Here is a 17,672-nt window from a genome sequence, read left to right as displayed (position 1 = left end):
CCCGCCGGCTCAGGCTTCGTCGCGTACGAGGGCCAGCAGCCGGTCCAGGACTCGCGGGCCGCCGGCGCGGACGCCGTCGTGCTCGTACTCGTCCGTCACCCAGGTGCGCAGGCCGCGGATCGCGCGGGCGGTCTCCAGGGAGTGCGCGGTGTCCACGTACAGGTCGTCGTGGTAGACGGCGGCGGCCACCGGGACCTCGTTGGCGGCGAGCCGGGCCGGGTCGTACAGCGGCTGCCAGCCCGTACGGGCGGCCAGCAGGTCGGCGGTCGCGCGCAACGGGACGAGGGCCGGGTCGGTCGTGAAGTGCCAGGGGTGGATGGTCTCGCCCGTGAACAGCAGCGGCTCGTCGCCCGCGAGGGTCTTCGCGGCGTCGAAACGGGGCCGGTCCGCGAGCGCCCGGTCGGCGGCCCAGGCGGTGGCCTCGGAGGGGTCCTGGGCGTAGATCGCCTCGTGGAGCAGCGCGTAGAGGGGGTGGCCCGCGAAGGAGAGGTGCGAGCGGACGGACTCGACGAACGCGTCGGAGAGCGCGGGGCCGGCCGGCGTGGGGACGAAGGCGTCCTCCAGGAGGTAGTGCAGCTCGTGGCTGCCTTCGCCGGAGCCCAGGAGGATGCCGAGGGACTGGAAGGCGGAGGCCGTCAGGCGGTGGCCGCCGGGGAGTTCGACGGGACGCTCGGCGAGGTGGGCGGCGATCCGGCGGGCGCGGTCGACGTCCATCGGGTACCGGGCGTAGTGCGCCAGGTTCTTGCGCTCCATACGGGGGCACGCGGCCTCGTACACCTCCCGCGCGGTGGCGGTCAGCGACGGCAGCCCGCCCGTGATCAGGGCGGCGGTCAGGCCCTCGGGGGCGGTGGAGAGGTAGTTGACCGCGCAGAAGCCGCCGAAGCTCTGGCCCAGCACCGTCCAGGGCGCGCCGCCGGTCAGGCCGGGGCGGATGGCCTCGGCGTCGCGCACGATGGAGTCGGCGCGGAAGTGGGCGAGGTACTCGGCCTGCCGCGCGGGGGTGCCGCGCAGCGGCAGGGTCTGCCGGTTGACGGGCGTGGAGCGTCCGGTGCCGCGCTGGTCGAGGAGGAGCACCCGGTACTCGGCGAGAGCGCGCCCCAGCCAGGCCTGCCGGCCGACGAACCGGCGCGCTCCGAAGCCGGGACCGCCCTCCAGGTACAGCAGCCACGGCAGGGACGCGGGGTCCCTGTCCGAGGCGACGACCTCCCGGGCGTACAGCTCGATCCGCTCCCCGTCCGGGTGCGCGTGGTCCAGCGGGACGGTGAACCGGTGGTCGGTGAGGACCGTTCCGGGATGGCGGTAGCTGTGCTCGACGGTCACGGACGGCCCCAGGGGTACGAGGTACGGAAGACCCGCGCCCCGACCGGATCGCGGCCGGGGCGCGGGTGTGCTGTTCCGCCCGAGTCTAGGCCGTGGTGGACGGCCCGAACTCGACCACCGAGCGGAGCACCTCGCCGCGCTCCATCCGGGCGAAGGCCTCCTCCACCCCGTCGAGCGGGATGGTCTCGGAGACGAACGCGTCGAGGTCGAGCCGGCCCTGGAGGTAGAGGTCGATCAGGAGCGGGAAGTCCCGCTCGGGCAGGCAGTCCCCGTACCAGGAGGACTTGAGGGCGCCGCCGCGGCCGAAGACGTCGATGAGCGGGAGTTCGAGCTTCATGTCCGGCGTCGGCACGCCGACCAGGACCACGGTCCCCGCCAGGTCGCGCGCGTAGAAGGCCTGGTTGTAGGTCTCGGGGCGGCCGACGGCCTCGATGACCACGTCCGCGCCGTTGCCTCCGGTCAGTTCCCGGACGGCCTTGACCACGTCCTCCGTACGGCCGTTGACGGTGTGGGTGGCGCCGAGGCCGCGGGCCCACTCCAGCTTCCGGTCGTCCAGGTCCACGGCGATGATCCGCGAGGCGCCGGCCAGCCGGGCCCCGGCCACGGCGGCGTTGCCGACTCCCCCGCAACCGATGACGGCGACGGAGTCGCCGCGTCCCACGTTGCCGGTGTTCAGGGCCGCGCCGAGGCCGGCCATCACCCCGCAGCCGAGGAGGCCCGCGGCGGCGGGCGAGGCGGCCGGGTCCACCTTGGTGCACTGGCCGGCCGCGACGAGGGTCTTCTCGGCGAAGGCGCCGATGCCGAGGGCCGGGGAGAGCGGGGTGCCGTCCTCCAGGGTCATCGGCTGGGTGGCGTTGTGCGTGGCGAAGCAGTACCAGGGCCGCCCTCGCTTGCAGGCCCGGCAGGTACCGCACACGGCACGCCAGTTGAGGACGACGAAGTCGCCGGGGGCCACCGAGGTGACGTCCGGGCCGACCGATTCGACGACCCCGGCGGCCTCGTGGCCGAGCAGGAACGGGAACTCGTCGTTGATGCCGCCCTGGCGGTAGTGCAGGTCGGTGTGGCAGACCCCGCAGGCCTGGACCCGTACGAGCGCCTCGCCCGGTCCGGGATCGGGCACCAGGACCGTCGTCGTCTCCACCGGTGCGCCCTTGCTCCGGGCGATGACCCCTCGTACGCGATGCGTCACGTCTACCCCGCTCTGCTGTCGTCGGCTCCGTCGGTACGGAACGTACACGGGCGGGGCCCCGTAGGGCAGTTCACGGCACGGCGCGCGATCCCGCCAGTTCCGGCGGCACGGCCGCGCGCAGGGCCGCTCCGAACGCGGCCACGGCCGGGTGGGCGGCGGCTCCGCTGCGGAAGGCGAGCTGGGTGCGGCGGCCCATGAGCAGGCGGGTGAGGCGTACGGCCGGGTCGGCGGGGGCCGTGATGCCGAGCTGCGGTACGACGGCCACGCCCTGCCCGGCCGCGACCAGGGCGAGGACGGTGGCGAACTCGTCGACCTGGTGGCGGACCCGGGGCGTGAACCCGGCGGCCTGGCAGGCCCGCAGGGTCATGGCGTGGCAGAGGGTGCCGGGCGTGGCGGTGATCCACGGGGCGTCGGCGTGCGCGCGCAGGACGGCGTCCTGATCGGCCGGGTGGCCCGCGGCCCGCTCGGGGGGTGAAACGCCGTCCGGGTCGACCCCGGCGGTCGGGGCCGGGGCCGGGGGTCCGGGCGCGGGGCCTCCCGGAGCCGGGGCCGTGCCACCGGGGGCCGGAGGCCGGGGGTCCTCGGCCGCGGTGGCCAGGTACATCGCCTCGGCGTACAGCGGCTCGGTGGCCAGGCCCGGCTCCTCGGCGGCGGGGACGAAGTCGTACTCGTGGACGAGGGCCACGTCCAGGTCCCCGGCCCGCAGCGCGTGCGCCACGGCCGCCGGGTCGGTCTCCGAGACCATGGGCTCCAGCCCCGGGTGGCGCCGGGCGAGGGCCGTCAGGGCCGCGGGGACGATGGCCCGGGTGGCGGTGGGGAAGGCGCCGATCCGCAGGGCGCCGGCCAGGCCGCCGCGGGCCTCGGCGAGATCGGCCTCGGCCCGTTCCAGCCGTTCGAGGACGGCCTCGGCGTGTTCGACCAGGTGCTGCCCGGCCGGGGTGAGGCGGACCCGGCGGCCGGTGCGTTCCAGCAGGGGCAGACCGGCTTCCCGTTCGAGGACGCCGAGCTGCTGGGACACCGCCGAAGGGCTGAACGCGAGGGCTTCGGCCACGGCGGCGATGGTGCCGCGGCGGGCCAGTTCGCGCAGGAGGCGCAGGCGTCGTACGTCGAGCATCGGCTCAGCTTACGCTTCGGGTAAGAAATGCGAACTGGATCTGTCGGGTCGGGCGGGTCAGGCTCTACGTCATGGCACTCGACACAGCGCAGGACACGGCTCGACCCACTTCCCCCTCCGCCGCTCTCCGGGGGATCCACGTACCCCTCGTCACCCCCTTCGACCGCGCCGGGGAGGTGGCGGCGGAGGCGCTGGAAGGCCTGGCGCACCAGGTGCTCGACGCGGGCGCGAGCGGGATCGTGGCGCTCGGCACCACCGCGGAGAGCGCGGCCCTCGACGGGGCGGAGCGCGACCTGGTCACCGACGTGTGCGCCCGGGTCTGCCGGGAGCGGGGCGCGGTGCTGACGGTCGGGGCGGGGGCGAGCGGGACGCGGGAGGCGGAGGCCTCGCTGGCCCGGCTGGCGCGGTGGCCGCAGGCGCGGGCGGCGCTGGTGACCGTCCCGTCGTTCGTACGGCCCTCGGCGGCGGGGGTCCTGGCGCATTTCGCGCGGCTGGCCGAGGTGAGCCCCGTACCGCTGATCGTCTATCACATCCCGTACCGCACGGGGCAGGCGCTGGACGCGGCCGCGCTGCGGGCGCTGGGGGCACTGCCCGGGGTGGCCGGGATGAAGTACGCGGGCGGGGGCATCGGCGAGGACACGGTGGCACTGCTGGGCGACCTGCCGGACGGGTTCGAGGTGCTCGCGGGGGACGACGCGTACGCGTCCCCGCTGCTGGCGATGGGCGCGTCGGGCGCGATCCTCGCCTCGGCCCATCTGGCGACGGACCGGTTCGCGGAGCTGGCCGGGGCCTGGCGGGCGGGGGACGTGGCGCGGGCGCGACCGCTGGGGCACGCCCTGGCGCGGCTGTCCGCGGCGGCCTTCGCCGAACCCAATCCGGTGGTCGTCAAGGGTGTCCTGCACGCGCTGGGTCGCATTCCGACGCCCGGTGTGCGGCTCCCGCTGCTGCCGGCCTCCGAGGCGGCGGTGGCGTCCGCCCTGGAGCGGCTGGCGGAACTCGAACCGTAGGATCCAACACTCCGAAATGCCCGATTCAGCCGATTCGCCACCTAAGGGCAGGTCGCCCGAATGAGCCGCATGGAGACCGGACTTGCCCGGATTGGGCACGAGGCCCCGGACCCGTGATGTGAGTCACGGCGATTCCTCCAACATCATTTCTTCCCGACGGCCGATTCCCTTTTCCCGGAAAGGGAATCGGCCATTTCTCCGGTACGCCATCAAGGTCATTTACCGGACCTAAGGCAGGAAGTCGATCTACCGGCGGAATTCGGGTCTTGTTGCCGCCCGGCGGACTCACTTACGGTCACCTCACTCCCGGTGCTCCCCAGCCGAATCCGGCCCACCCACCGGGGTCTCCCGTCCCCCCACGTGAGGAATTCCGCCATGCCCGCAAAGGGTAAGCACCGTCGGCCGAAGCACCAGAAGATCACCCGCAAGCTGGCCCTCGCCGGCACCGGTGGCGCGGCCCTCACCCTCCCCCTGATCAGCGCGACCACCGCCGGGGCAGTGGAGACCACCACCGCTCCCGCGACGCGCACCATCGCCGCCGCGACCCCCGCCGCCGCCGACACGACCTATTCCGTGAAGGCCGGCGACACCCTTTCCGGGATCGCTTCGAAACATTCCGTGAGCGGCGGTTGGAAGACGCTCTACGCGGCGAACAAGAGCGTCATCGGCAACAATCCGTCGATCATCCGGCCCGGCATCAAACTGAAGCTGGGCGCCCAGCCGGAGGCCGTCCGTGCGAGCCGCTCCGCCGCCCGGACCACGCTCGCCCCCGCCGCCGCACCCGCCGTGGCACCCACCTACCCGAACAACCTCGACGGGTGGATCCGCGAGTCCCTGTCGGTGATGGCCAAGCACGGAATTCCCGGCACCTACAACGGAATTCACCGCAACGTGATGCGCGAGTCCTCGGGCAACCCGCTCGCCATCAACAACTGGGACATCAACGCCCAGAACGGCATCCCGTCCAAGGGCCTGCTCCAGGTCATCGACCCGACCTTCCAGGCCTACCACGTGCCGGGCACCTCGCTGAACTCGTACGACCCGGTCGCCAACATCACCGCGGCGTGCAACTACGCGGCCGCCCGCTACGGTTCCATCGACAACGTCAACGGGGCCTACTGAGCCCCTTGCGGGCACGCGCGAGGGTGCGCAGGGGCGCCACCAGCCCGTAGCCGACGTCCCGGCGCAGGGCGGAGACCCCCGCGCGCTCGACCGCGGTCAACTGCTGCTCCATCAGTTCCCGCATGGTGGCGATCACCGGAAGCAGCCCCGGTTCGGCCAGTCCGAGGACGTCGTGCGTGGCGTCGAGGGAGGCACGGGCGCGCCGGGTCTCGGCGGCGAGCAGGGCCCGCACGGCAGGGGTGTCGCGGGCCCGTTCGAGGTCGGCCCGGGTGACCGCGTGCTCGGCGAGGCTGCTGCGCGGGATGCACAGCCGACCGTCCGCCAAGTCCCCGCACAGGTCGGCGAGGAAGTCGACGCGCTGGGCCGCGTCGACGAACCTCCGCCAGCCCGCGGCCTGTTCGGGGTCGGGTCCGCCCTGGTACTGGAGTCCGGTGAAGACCAGTACCCCGGGCCAGGCGTAGACGTCGAGGTAGGTCTGGAAGTCCGCTTCGGTGTCGAAGCCGTCGAAGCCCGCCTCGGCGGTGGCGGCGCCGTCGAGGAAGCGGGAGATCCAGTGCGGGGGCAGCGCACGCGTGTGGACCGCGTGGGCGTAGGCGCGCAGGACGGGGTCGGGGCTGTCTCCGGTCTTCAGGGCCGCCTCCACCCGCCCGGTGAGCGCGGCGAGTCCCTCGGCCCGCTGGCCGGGCGTTCCGGTCTCGGCCACGTCGTCGACCAGGTTCATGAAGGCGAGACCGGCGGCGAGGTACGGCACCAGCGCCGGCGCGGCCAGCAGGCGCAGTGCGAGGTAGGGGGCGGGCTCCCTGCGGAGGACCCGGCGGGCGGCGTGCGTGTAGTCCTCGCGCAGGCGGGGGCCGGAGATCCCGGCCCCCGTGAGGGTGGTGCGCCAACTGGGCATGTCGGTGGGGCTCCTCGGCGTGTCGGACCGTACGTGCGTACGGGTACACGATGTCAGGAGGAGACCACCTTCTTGACCTTGCCGTCGATCCCTGCGAGCACGTAGCCGCCGCGGCCGTACTCGTCGCTGAGGTACGGGCGCATGCAGGGGACCTGGTCCATCATCCACGGCTCGACGATGACGTAGCGCGAGCTGGGGTTGGGGACGTTCAGGTCCTTCTTGGACTGCTCCAGCAGGCCGGGCAGGGCGTCCCAGTTGACCGTGGCCATGTCGATCAGCGGCTCGCCCTCCTTGACCGTGCCGTCCGGGCCGGTGCGCTTGGCGGCACCGTCGCGGAACTGCCAGGAGTCGACGGTCTCGGCACCGGCGGCGGTGGGGATGGAGGCGAGGATGTAGCCGTCGTAGACCGTCATGTCCACGAACGTGGTCGTGCCCGCCTTCTGCTTGAAGTCCTCCAGCGCGATCCGGATGTTCTCCGGGGTGAGCATGCTGCCGCGGGGCGCGGTCGCCTTGGAGCCGCTCGCCTTCGGCCCCGGGCTCGCGGTGGCGGGCCGGTCGGCGGCGGAGCTCGCGGAGACGTTGGGGGCGGCGGAGGAGCCGCCCTTGGCCGCGTCGCGGCCGCCGTCGGCGTTCCCGCCGGGCAGCGCCCTGACGATCCCGATGACCGCGGCTGCCAGCACCACCACGGCCACGGCGCCGATCAGGGTCCGGCGCCTGCGCGGGGCCGGCGTCGTGGCGAGGGGCGTGGTGTTGGCCGCGTAGGGGGAGGGCACCGGGCCGAACGGGGGCGGGGTGGGCGGCCCGTACTGCCCGTAGGGGGACGGGGGAAGGGGGGCGGCCATGGGGGCGGCGGCGCCGAGCGGAACCGCGGCCGCGGCTCCGACTGCGGCTCCCGCTCCCGCTCCCGCTCCCGCTCCCGCTGCGAGAGCGGCGCTCGCGTCCCGGAGCAGTTGTTCCAGCTGCGCGCCGTCGGGCCGCGCGGCCGGGTCCCGTACGAGCAGCCGTTCCAGTACGGATCCCAGCGGGCCCGAGCGCACGGGCGTCGGGATCGGGTCGTCCAGTACGGCGACGACCGTGGCCAGGCTGGTGGCGCGGCGCAGCGGATGGACGCCCTCCGCGGCCACGTACAGCATCATGCCCAGCGACCACAGGTCGGAGGCGGCGAGCCCCTCCTCGCCCCGCACGCGTTCGGGCGCTATGTACTCCGGCGAGCCGATCAGCACACCGGTCGCGGTGAGCCCCGTCGATTCCTGGAGGGCCGCGATGCCGAAGTCGGTGAGCACCGCCGACCCGTCGGGTCGCAGCAGCACGTTGGCCGGTTTCACGTCACGGTGCAGGATCCCCTCGGCGTGTGCGGCGCGCAGCGCGGAGAGCACGTCGAGGCCGGTCCGCAGCACGTCCGCGAGCGGCACCGGGCCGGCCGCCAGCTTGTCGTGCAGCGAGCCGCCGCGGACGAGCTCCATGACGATCCACGGATGCCCGTCCGCGCCCTCGGGAGGCTCGACGATGTGGTGGATCGTCACCACGTGGGGGTGGGCGAGGCGGGCGAGGGCACGGGCCTCGCGGACGGCCCGTTCGCGCAGCTGATCGGCGAGACCGGGCTGGGCCGCGGCGGTCGCCGGGTCCGGCGGGCGCACTTCCTTGAGGGCGACCTCGCGGTGCAGGGCGACGTCGCGGGCGCGCCACACCGTACCCATGCCCCCACTGCCCAGGGGTGCGACGAGTTCGAATCGCCCGTCGATCATTTGTCTGCCGGCCTCACCAGTGCTCATGGCCGGTCATCGTAGGCCCCTCCGCTGTCAGCAGCGTCGGCGGTCCACCGTGAGCGTTCCCTGCACGGTGGTGATCGTACGGTCGTAGCAGCCGTCCGGCGCCCCGGATCCGTGCAGCCGGTGGCGGGCGGAGGTGGTGGCGACCGCGTGGCGCTGGTCGCGCGGGACGTTCGCGGTGTAGGTGGCGTCGCCCGTGTAGCGGTCGTCGAGGTGGGAGACGTCGACGCCGCGGCCGCCGCGCAGGGTCACCGTGTCGGCGCGGTCTCCGAGCGAGAGGACGGTCCTCAGCCGGTCTCCGGCGCCCAGGGTGGTCTCGCCGTCCATCGTGTACGTGCGGGTGGTTCGGGTGGTGGTGGGCCCGCGGGTCACGCTCTCCTCGTCGGTCCAGGTCGCGGTCAGCGCGTCGCGGCTCTCGCCCTCGGTCCAGCGGTGCGCGGAGGTGCCCCGCACGGCGCGGGTGACGGTGGTGGTGACCCGGCCGTGCGAGGTGTCCAGGTAGCCGGAGACGGTCAGCCGGTGGCTGCCGTCGGTGTCCACGCGGTGTTCGCCGCCCGGGGCGGCGGGCGTCCAACGGGAGGAGCCTGCCGGTTCGCTCCGCTCCTGCCGGGTCAGGGCCCCGGTGACGGTCTCGCGGGCCTCGTCCTGCCAGAGCAGCAGGTTCGTCGGGGTGCTCCAGCCACTCTGCCCGGCCGGCACCCCGGCCACGGACACCTCGATCCGGTGCGGGCGACCGTCGTTGAGGAGCGCCGCGTAGGGGGTCAGGTCGTAGACGATCGGCTGGACGTCGAAGGCGCGCGGGCCGGGAGTGACGTACCAGAGGAAGGGGTTGGACCAGCCGCCGGTCCAGACGGTCGGGAAGGGCGCTGCGATGCCCGCGAGTTGCCCGTCGACGGAGATCCGCACCTCGCGGTGGGAGCCCTTGTCCGCCTTGCAGGAGTACGGGGCCGGATCGGGCACCGTCATGTACCAGTACTCCTCGCAGCCGCCGCCGGAGCCGGTGGCGTACACCTCGGCGAGGAGTCGTTCGGTGTTGCGCGGGGTGGTGACGGCCGGGGTGGTGAGGGGCAACACGCGGTCGGGGGTGTCGGCGGCCGGCGGGGTGCGGCCCTCGGAGGCGTGGAAGGTCAGGGTGACCTTGACGTCGATGACTCCCGTGTAGGTGTCGTCGACGACGTTGCCGATGAGCATCTCGACGGGCTGCGGGCGGGCGAGGGTGTCGCGGTAGCGGGTGACGTCCTTCTCCACGGACCAGGCGATGCCGTCGGGTGAGGGCTGCGGGGTGGAGGTACGGAGGATCTCGACGCCGCCGAGGGTGAGGTTGCCCAGGCGGTCGTACTGGCGGCCCTTGACCTTGCCTTCGAGGCGGAGCACCACCTTGGCCCAGTTTCCCGGTCCGCAGTCCGCGGGCGGTGCGTAGCCGCCGCGGTAGGGGGTGAAGTCCCGGAACTGCGCCTCCGCGAGGGTCACCCGGCAGGACTTGGTCCCGGGCCGGGTGACGGGCGGGGCGGGGGTGAGCGGGTCGTGCCAGTCGGTGCCGAACTCGGCGGGCGGGTCGGCCGGGGGCGCCGCGACGGGTTGCGCGGAGGCGGGGTGGCCGGTGCCGAGGGGGGAGGTGGCGAGAGGGCCGGTGGTGGCGTGCGCGGGTCCCGCGGCGGCCAGGGTGCCCGTCGCCAGCGCGATCGCGCCGAGCAGGCCCATGATCCTGTGTCGTCTCATGGGCCCGCAGTGAAACCCGGCCCGCGGGGCGGCGCCAGGGCGGACGCGACGGATGTGGCGCGATCTCGCCCCTGCGGGAGGGCTCCGGGTCAGGCCGGCAGGACCACGACGCCGTCGTCGTCGGCGTGGACGACGTCCCCGGGGCGGAAGGTGGTGCCGCCGATGGTGACGGGCACGTCCACCTCGCCCGCGCCGGTCTTCCCGCTCTTGCGCGGGACCGTGCCCATCGCCTTGACGCCGAGGTCGAGCCCGCCGAGGGCCACGCTGTCGCGGACGGCTCCGTTGATGATCAGGCCCGCCCAGCCGTTGCGTTCGGCGGCTCCGGCGATCAGGTCGCCCACGAGGGCGGTGCGCAGCGAGCCGCCGCCGTCCACCACGAGGACGGCGCCCTCGCCGGGCCCGTTCACGAGTTCGCGCAGCAACGCGTTGTCCTCGTGGCAGGAAAGGGTCCGCACCGGACCGGCGAACAGCTGGCGACCGCCGAGCTGCCGGAACTGCGTGGCACAGATGTCGAGGGCCTCGCCGTGCTCGTCGTACAGGTCGGCCGTGGGGACGGGGGTGACGCTCATGTCGCTGATGGTTCCTCGCTGCTCGTTCTCACTCATTGGTCGCGCCGTGCGGCCAGCGTAGTGGCCGGCCGGCGCTCGCCATCGGACGCGGGTCAGCGGCGGGAGTTGCCGAAGAGGATCCGGTAGGCGATGAGCAGGACGAGGGAGCCGGCGATGGCGGCGCCCCAGGTGGTGAGGTCGAAGAACTCGGTCTGGATCGGCTTGTCGAGGAACTTCGCCGACAGCCAGCCGCCGATGAAGGAGCCCGCGACACCGATGAGGGTGGTGATGATCAGGCCGCCGGGGTCCCGGCCGGGCAGCAGGAGCTTGGCTATGCCTCCGGCCAGCAGTCCCAGGATGATCCAGCTGACGATACCCATGCCCAGTCACTCCGTTTCGGTGGTTCGGTGTTCTCCGAGGAGGACGCGGCGCGGGCCGATACGGTTCTCAGGCGGTGGCACCGGCCACGGCGGCGGGCGGCGTCCGGGTCAGCAGGAGCACCCCTCGTGTCGCGGCGAGTGCTCCGACCACCGCCAGCAGCACGCCCAGCGCGCCGCCCTGGAGGCGTTCGCCGAGCAGGAGCATGCCGATGGCGGCCGCCGCGAGGGGGTTGGACAGGTTCACCACGGCGAGCGGGGCACCGAGGCCGCCGCGGTAGGCCCGCTGTGACAGGAGCATCCCGCCGACCGCGAACACCACGACGAGCAGGGCCACCGCGACGACCCGGACGCTGAGCAGGTCCCCGCCGCGGCCGCCCGCGACTGCCACGGTCTGGGTCAGGGCGGAGGCGGCCGCGGAGGCGAGACCGGACGCGGTCGCGTGCCGGAGCCCGGAGCGGGGGTCCTTGCGGGCGGTCAGCAGCAGGATCACGGCGGCCGTCGCCCCCGACACGGCGAAGGCCTCGGCGAGGGAGAGGGTGTCGTCGGGGGCCGGCCCGGAAGCCGGGAGCAGCAGCAGACCGAGCCCGGTGACGGTGGCCAGGGTGCCCCGCCATTCGGTGGCGGCGACCCGGCGCCCGGCTCCGTGCGCGCCCAGCGGGACGGCGGCCACGAGGGTGAGCGCGCCGAGCGGCTGGACCAGGGTGAGCGGCCCGTACCGCAGGGCGGCGGCGTGCAGGAGCGCGGCGGCGGCGTTCAGCCCGGCCGACCACCACCAGGCGCCGTTGCCGAGGAGGGCGCCGACGCTGCGCGCGGAGGCGGCCCTGGCGAGCCGCTCCTGCGCGACGGCCGCGGCGGCGTACGTGACGGTCGAGGCGAGGCAGAGCACGACGGCGAGGAGGGTGGCGTTCACCGCGGTGCTCCTGCGGAGGCGGGGGCGACGGTGGCGGTGGCGGTGTCCAGGACCGGGGCCAACCCCGGGGCCGGGGCCGCCGCCGCAGCAGCAGCAGCAGCAGCAGCAGCAGCCGAGGCTGGAGCACCGGCCGGCACAGCGGCCAAGGCCGGAGCGGAGACCGGGGCCGGGGCGGTTCGCCGGTTTCGCGGTGCGGTGGGCTCCCGGGTCGGGGAGCCGCTCCGCGGCGGGCGCGGGACCAGGAGGAGGGCCGCGCCCAGGAGGGCGGCGGCCACGATGGAGTCGAGCCAGTAGTGGTTGGCCGTGCCGACCACCACGAGCAGGGTCGCCAGCGGGTGCAGCAGCCACAGCGCGCGCCACCGCGACCTCGTGGCGGCGATCATGCCGAGCGCGAGCACCAGCGCCCAGCCGAAGTGCAGGGAGGGCATCGCCGCGAACTGGTTGGCCATCGTGTCGGCGGCCGGCTCGACTCCGTAGACGGAGGGCCCGTACACCTGGCCGGTGTCGACGAGGTGGGCCGCTCCGAGCATCCGCGGCGGCGCCAGCGGGAAGGCCAGGTGCAGGACGAGGGCGGCTCCGGTGAGCACGGCGAGGACCCGGCGGGCCCACAGGTAGTGGCCGGGGCGGCGCACGTAGAGCCAGATCAGGAAGAGCGCGGTCGCGGGGAAGTGGACGGCCGCGTAGTAGGTGTTCGCCGTGTGCACCAGCGCGTCGCCGTGCAGCAGCAGCCGCTGTACCGCGCCCTCGCCGGGCAGGTGCAGGGCCCTCTCGGCGTCCCAGGTCCACCCCGCGTTGCGGAAGGCCTCGTCGGTGCGGCCGGTCGAGAGGGTCCGGCCCGCCTTGTAGACGGCGAACAGTCCCGCGACGAGGAGCACCTCGCGTATGAGCCGGCGCCGCGCCGCCCCCGGTTGGGCGGGCTCCTCGGATATCCCGGTGGTCTGGGCGTTCATCCGCCGGTCTCGCTTCCTGTTCGCACTCGCATCGGTCCTGCGTCCCCCTGGGATCGGCCTGTCTCCGACCGACATCGACACGCCAGTGTATCGATACATTCGCGTATCGATACGCCCCTGTACCGATACGCTCGCGTTCCCGTAGACTTTCACCAGACCCAGCCACCGAGGCGCCCCGAGGAGAGCCGCACCATGACGTCGACGCAGCCGACCCCCGCGCGCCGCTCCAAGATCACTCCGGAGCGGGAGCAGGAGTTCTTCGACGCCGTCCTGGAGCAGCTGCGCGAGCACGGGTACGAGGCCCTGACCATGGAGGGCGTCGCCGCACGCGCCAGCTGCGGCAAGTCCACGCTCTACCGGCAGTGGAAGACCAAGCCGCGGCTGGTCGCCGCCGCCCTGCGCGCGAACCGGCAGGGCACCCTCGCCGCGGTGGACACCGGATCACTGGCCGGCGACCTGCGCGAGGCCGCCCGTATCGCGGCGTGCACCTCGGGCCGGGACACCCGGCTGGTCCAGGCCCTCGGGCATGCGGTGCTCAGCGACGAGGAGCTCCAGTCCGCGCTGCGCGAGGCGCTGGTCGAGCCGGAGCTGGCGGCCTTCGACGCGATGGTGGGGCGGGCGGTGGCGCGGGGCGAGATCACCGCGGACCACCCGGCGGTGGAGTTCCTGCCCGCGCAGCTGATGGGCGTGCTCCGGATCCGGCACGTGCTGGAGGGCCGGTACGCCGACGCCGACTACCTGGTCCGGTTCGTCGACGCGGCCGTGCTCCCTTCCCTGGGTCTGGCGCCTACAGGCGGCCGGACCCCCTGAAACCGGCGGGGCGCCGTCTCGATGACCTGACGGCGACCCGCCCGCGCTGCCTCGTGGGGACGGTGGCAGCGCGCCACCCGGGCCGGGCGACGGTCACTCACTCGTGGAGTGGCCGCCGCCCGGGCCGTGTGGGCCACCCCTGGGGCGCGACCGTCCGGTCGCGCGGGGCGTCAGCGCACGGAGCCCATCGCGCGCGTGTACTCCTCCGGGTCGGCGTCGAAGCCGCGTACCCGCGCGTCGAGGGACCAGGCGCCCGAGGCGTCCCGGAGGAACTCGGCCACCGTGGCCGCCGTGGCGGTCGGCACGTCCCCGAAGTCTCCCTGCGCGAGGTCCGTGTGGCCCTCCCGGATCCGGAAGCCCGTGCCGCCGATGGCGGCGAAGGTCTTCGCGCCGCCGCCCGCGCCGGCGAGGGCGTTCTGTATGACCACGCCGACGACGACCCGTCGCAAGTCCTCGCCCATCCGGTCGAGTTCGATCGTCATCACCTCGTCGAAGCCGAAGCCCTGGCCGGTGTGGCTGTCCCGGTTCAGGGTGATCGTGCCGTCGGGCGAGCGCCTGCCGAAGTGGACCAGCTGGACGGGTTCCCGGTGGAGGTCCGCCGCCCCGTAGACGGCGGCGATGATGTCCAGGTCGTTCGCGGGCGTGCCGGCCGGGCTGGGATCCCACTTCAGGGCGACCTCCACCTTGGCCAGGCCCTTGCGTACACCGGTCACCGAACTCCCCCTCCGTTCAACGGGTATGGCCCGGCCATGATCCCATGCAGCTGCGGGGCGGGCCCGAACGACCGTATGATCCCGGCCAGTCGACCCCGGCTCGTCGCGCGCTCCCCGCTCCGTCGCCCGCCCCCCGTCCGGTCCACCGGTCGCCGTCCTGCGCGGTCCGGCCCGGCCGCCGGGCGTTCCCCAGCGGCTTGACCTGGGTCGATCGGCGAAGGAGGGGCGTCCTCCCCGGTGATCCGCCGCCACGCGGTCGCCTGACCGCCGTGGCCCCCGGCGGCAGCGCGTGCGTACCGGATTCGGGAAGCCGCGGGGTCCGAATGAAGATGATCCGCACCCCTTATCCGAGTATCAAAGCATTTCTGTGCACCCTCACCGAACCGGTTCCCACGCCGCCTCTTTTTCCGTCCGGGTGCCGATCGACCACAGGATCCACGGTCGGTCCGGATCGTTATCCTCAAGTTTTGCTCAGATGTAGTGACGCTGGGCCCGTCACCTTCCTAGCTTCCTCATACACGCGTCCTTCTCGTACGCGTGTCTCGACGTCCCCCCACGTCTCCGCGGTTCCACGCGACCGGCGATCCCGGCGCACCGCCGTGTCCAAAGAAAGAGTGCAAGATGAAGGTTCCCCAGGCCTGTGCGGTCGCCGCAGTGATCGCCCTCACCCTCACCACCTCCGGGTGCGGTGGCGACGACGAGGCCAAGGGGAAGCTGGCGGTCGGCATCAAGTTCGACCAGCCGGGCATCGGGATGCGGGAGCCCGACGGCACCTTCACCGGTTTCGACGTGGACGTCGCCCGCTACATCGCCAAGGAGCTCGGGTACAAGGCGGACCAGATCGAGTTCAAGCAGGTGTACAGCAACGACCGCGAGCTGTTCCTGCAGTACAACGAGGTGCAGCTGGTCGCCGCGAGCTACTCGATCAACGACAAGCGCAAGGAGAAGGTCGACTTCGCCGGCCCGTACTTCGTCGCCCACCAGGACCTGCTGACCCGTGCCGAAGACACGAGCGTCAACAAGCCCGAGGACCTCAACACCCCCGCCAAGCAGCTCTGCTCGGTCACCGGCTCCACCTCGGCCGAGAACCTCAGGAGCAGGCTCGCGCCGAAGGCGAGCATCCTCGAGCTCGCCGGCTACTCGGAGTGCATCGTCGCCCTTCAGAACCACACGGCCGACGCGATGACCACGGACAATTCCATCCTGGCCGGCTACGCGGCCCGGAAGGGCAACGAGGGCAAGTTCAAGCTCCTGGGCCAGAGCCTGAGCGTCGAGAACTACGGCATCGGCGTCAAGAAGGGCAACAAGGAACTCCAGGGCAAGATCAACGCCGCGCTGAAGAAGATGGTCGAGGACGGCTCCTGGGCGGCGGCGGTGAAGAGGAACTTCGGCGCCGACTACAAGGCCGACCAGGCCCCGGCGATCACAGCGGGCAGCTGACGATCGTCGAGGAGGTGGCCGGATCCGCCCAGTCGGCGTCGAAGCGGGCGTTGACCACGTAGAGCCGGTCGCCGTACACGGCCGCCGTGGTGGGTTCGTCGAAGCGCGGGTCGGTGATCCGCTTCACGAACCGGGCCCGGCGGCCGTCGCCGCTCAGCGTGAACACGTCGACGGCGTAGGCCCAGTTCCTTACGACGTACAGGGTGCGGCCGTGGACCACGAGCCCGTCGCCGTTGCCCACCGAGCCCCCGTCGAGGACGGTCCGGGTCGCGGTGCCGGTGCGCGGGTCGACTCGGAAGAGGGCCTCGGCGGTGTCGTGCACCAGCAGCAGGGCCTGGCCGTCGGGGGTGCGCTCGATGCCGTTGGCGCCCCAGTACTGGCCGCCGGGCGGGACCGGGACCCACTCCCCACCGAGGCGCAGCGGGCGCGGTGCGGCATCGGCGCCCGCGAGCGAGCGGCCGGCGGGCAGGAAGTACACGACGTCGGCGAAGGAGTCGGTGAACCAGGCCCCGCCGCATCCGACGACGACGTCGTTGATGAAGGCCGTGCCGGTGGCGGCCTGGTGCGTGGCCAGTACGCGGCCGTCGCCGGAGTGGATCACCCGGATCTGCCCGCTGTCGCCACCGGCGACGAGGAGCCTGCCGTACGTGTCGAGCTTGAGGCCGACCGACATCGACCCCTGGCCCCGGGTGATGATCCGGCCGGTGCCGGTGGCGAGGTCGGCGCGGTAGATCGAGCCGTCGATCAGCGATCCCGTGTAGGCCGCACCCCGGCCCGAGACGGCGATGCCCTCCGGCTGGAATCCGGCCGGGGTGGCGACGGAGTCGGGGAGGGAGGCGGCGGAGTCGGGGAGGGAGGCGGCGGGCGTGGGCTCGTCGGCCGTCGTACGGGCCTGGGCGAGCGGGGCGAGCGGCCCGGCGAGCGCGGCGCTGCCGAGGGCGGCGGCCGCCCCGATGAAGCCACGCCTGCCCAAGGGTCGTCCAGTCACGGTGGTGTCCTTTCAACTGCCTTGAAATCAGCATCGATCGACCCACCCACCTCAACACACCCGCCCCGTCCCGTCAGCGTGCCCGCCCGGACACTTCACAAGGGAATGGGGAGCCTCCCGTTCACCGCCGGGCCCGGGGACCGCGGACCCCGGGCCGGGCGGGCAGGGCGGGTCGGGCGGGTCGGGCAGGGCGGGGCTCAGGCCACGGGGGCCTTGCCGCGCAGCACCGTGAGGAACTCCCGCATCCAGCGCGAGTGGTCGGGCCAGGCGCGGGCGGAGACCAGGGTGCCGTCGACCACCGTCTCGGAGTCCTCGAACTCCGCCCCGGCCGCCTTCATGTCCGGCTCCAGCGCCGGGTACGCGGTGACGCGGCGTCCGGACAGGCCCCCGGCCGCGGCCGTGATCAGGGGTCCGTGACAGATCTGGGCGATCGGCTTGTCCGCGTCGGCGAAGGCGGCCAGGATCCGCCGCACCTCGGGGTCGTTGCGCAGGTACTCCGGCGCGCGGCCGCCGGGCACGACCAGGGCCGCGTACTCCTCCGGCACCACGTCGGCGAAGGCCACGTCGGCCGGCCAGGTGTAGCCGGGCTTCTCGGTGTAGGTGTCGAAGCCCTCCTCGAAGTCGTGGACCACGAACCGCAGCTTCTTGACCGCCGGCGCCGCGATGTGGACCTCGTAGCCCTCCTCGCGGAGCCGCTGGTACGGATACAGGACCTCCAGCGATTCGGCCGCGTCGCCGGTCACGATGAGGATCTTCACTGCCATGGGCTGCTCCCGGTAGGTGTGCACGGTACGGGGG

Annotated in this window: 17 protein-coding genes; 4 read left to right on the top strand and 13 right to left on the bottom strand. The window is 73.4% G+C overall.

The genetic code is table 11. The features are described from left to right. Window positions 1-9 precede the first annotated feature (9 nt). The 3 genes from ACFYYJ_RS05295 to ACFYYJ_RS05285 form a co-directional block, all read right to left on the bottom strand. Window positions 10-1,320, bottom strand: a complete 1,311-nt coding sequence (locus tag ACFYYJ_RS05295) for an alpha/beta fold hydrolase (protein ID WP_389128654.1) — start codon at window positions 1,318-1,320, stop codon at window positions 10-12. 85 nt (window positions 1,321-1,405) lie between these two features. Next, entirely contained in the window at window positions 1,406-2,509 is a 1,104-nt protein-coding gene (locus ACFYYJ_RS05290) for an S-(hydroxymethyl)mycothiol dehydrogenase (protein WP_385510845.1), read from the bottom strand. Between the two features lie 70 nt (window positions 2,510-2,579). Next, the gene (locus ACFYYJ_RS05285) at window positions 2,580-3,623 is read right to left on the bottom strand and encodes a LysR substrate-binding domain-containing protein (RefSeq protein WP_389128650.1); all 1,044 of its coding nucleotides are present in this window, start codon (window positions 3,621-3,623) and stop codon (window positions 2,580-2,582) included. A gap of 71 nt (window positions 3,624-3,694) precedes the next feature. On the opposite strand from ACFYYJ_RS05285, the gene ACFYYJ_RS05280 reads away from it, so the two are divergent. Then, window positions 3,695-4,630, top strand: coding sequence for a dihydrodipicolinate synthase family protein (locus tag ACFYYJ_RS05280; RefSeq protein WP_389128647.1), 936 nt, complete (start codon window positions 3,695-3,697; stop codon window positions 4,628-4,630). A gap of 375 nt (window positions 4,631-5,005) precedes the next feature. Continuing rightward, complete coding sequence (locus ACFYYJ_RS05275; protein ID WP_389128645.1) at window positions 5,006-5,752, top strand: transglycosylase SLT domain-containing protein; 747 nt, start codon at window positions 5,006-5,008, stop codon at window positions 5,750-5,752. On the opposite strand, the gene ACFYYJ_RS05270 is transcribed toward ACFYYJ_RS05275, so the two are convergent. The 7 genes from ACFYYJ_RS05270 to ACFYYJ_RS05240 all read right to left on the bottom strand — a co-directional run bounded on the left by ACFYYJ_RS05270 (window position 5,736) and on the right by ACFYYJ_RS05240 (window position 12,923). Then, the gene (locus tag ACFYYJ_RS05270; RefSeq protein WP_385365756.1) at window positions 5,736-6,647 is read right to left on the bottom strand and encodes a squalene/phytoene synthase family protein; all 912 of its coding nucleotides are present in this window, start codon (window positions 6,645-6,647) and stop codon (window positions 5,736-5,738) included. The genes ACFYYJ_RS05275 and ACFYYJ_RS05270 overlap by 17 nt on opposite strands. A 53-nt stretch (window positions 6,648-6,700) precedes the next feature. Next, complete coding sequence (locus ACFYYJ_RS05265) at window positions 6,701-8,419, bottom strand: serine/threonine-protein kinase (RefSeq protein ID WP_389128643.1); 1,719 nt, start codon at window positions 8,417-8,419, stop codon at window positions 6,701-6,703. A gap of 27 nt (window positions 8,420-8,446) precedes the next feature. After that, a complete protein-coding gene (locus ACFYYJ_RS05260; RefSeq protein ID WP_389128641.1) occupies window positions 8,447-10,135 on the bottom strand; it encodes a peptide-N4-asparagine amidase in 1,689 nt (562 codons plus the stop codon). 89 nt (window positions 10,136-10,224) lie between these two features. Further along, the gene (gene rraA / locus ACFYYJ_RS05255; protein ID WP_389128639.1) at window positions 10,225-10,740 is read right to left on the bottom strand and encodes a ribonuclease E activity regulator RraA; all 516 of its coding nucleotides are present in this window, start codon (window positions 10,738-10,740) and stop codon (window positions 10,225-10,227) included. A gap of 56 nt (window positions 10,741-10,796) precedes the next feature. Beyond that, window positions 10,797-11,063, bottom strand: coding sequence for a GlsB/YeaQ/YmgE family stress response membrane protein (locus ACFYYJ_RS05250; protein WP_385123644.1), 267 nt, complete (start codon window positions 11,061-11,063; stop codon window positions 10,797-10,799). A gap of 67 nt (window positions 11,064-11,130) precedes the next feature. Next, window positions 11,131-11,973: a hypothetical protein gene (locus tag ACFYYJ_RS05245; RefSeq protein ID WP_389128636.1), complete on the bottom strand. Its 843-nt coding sequence runs from the start codon at window positions 11,971-11,973 to the stop codon at window positions 11,131-11,133. Beyond that, entirely contained in the window at window positions 11,970-12,923 is a 954-nt protein-coding gene (locus ACFYYJ_RS05240; protein ID WP_389128633.1) for a phosphatase PAP2 family protein, read from the bottom strand. The genes ACFYYJ_RS05245 and ACFYYJ_RS05240 overlap by 4 nt, the downstream gene beginning before the upstream one ends. A gap of 192 nt (window positions 12,924-13,115) precedes the next feature. On the opposite strand from ACFYYJ_RS05240, the gene ACFYYJ_RS05235 reads away from it, so the two are divergent. Beyond that, complete coding sequence (locus ACFYYJ_RS05235; protein ID WP_389128630.1) at window positions 13,116-13,733, top strand: TetR/AcrR family transcriptional regulator; 618 nt, start codon at window positions 13,116-13,118, stop codon at window positions 13,731-13,733. 170 nt (window positions 13,734-13,903) lie between these two features. Here the strand turns inward: ACFYYJ_RS05235 and ACFYYJ_RS05230 are convergent, their stop codons facing one another. Further along, on the bottom strand, window positions 13,904-14,446 hold the full coding sequence (locus tag ACFYYJ_RS05230) for a TerD family protein (protein ID WP_385123636.1): 543 nt from the start codon (window positions 14,444-14,446) through the stop codon (window positions 13,904-13,906). 621 nt (window positions 14,447-15,067) lie between these two features. On the opposite strand from ACFYYJ_RS05230, the gene ACFYYJ_RS05225 reads away from it, so the two are divergent. Beyond that, window positions 15,068-15,886, top strand: coding sequence for a glutamate ABC transporter substrate-binding protein (locus ACFYYJ_RS05225; RefSeq protein ID WP_389128626.1), 819 nt, complete (start codon window positions 15,068-15,070; stop codon window positions 15,884-15,886). Here the strand turns inward: ACFYYJ_RS05225 and ACFYYJ_RS05220 are convergent. Continuing rightward, the gene (locus tag ACFYYJ_RS05220) at window positions 15,870-16,874 is read right to left on the bottom strand and encodes an SMP-30/gluconolactonase/LRE family protein (protein ID WP_389128624.1); all 1,005 of its coding nucleotides are present in this window, start codon (window positions 16,872-16,874) and stop codon (window positions 15,870-15,872) included. The two genes, ACFYYJ_RS05225 and ACFYYJ_RS05220, sit on opposite strands and share 17 nt — an antisense overlap. A gap of 197 nt (window positions 16,875-17,071) precedes the next feature. Further along, complete coding sequence (locus tag ACFYYJ_RS05215) at window positions 17,072-17,638, bottom strand: DJ-1/PfpI family protein (protein ID WP_385123629.1); 567 nt, start codon at window positions 17,636-17,638, stop codon at window positions 17,072-17,074. Window positions 17,639-17,672 lie beyond the last annotated feature (34 nt).

The organism is Streptomyces sp. NPDC002467 (genome assembly GCF_042889825.1).
Classification (GTDB): domain Bacteria; phylum Actinomycetota; class Actinomycetes; order Streptomycetales; family Streptomycetaceae; genus Streptomyces.
The sequence above is the reverse complement of the archived record's forward strand: the minus strand, read 5'-3'. Positions and strand labels throughout refer to the sequence as shown.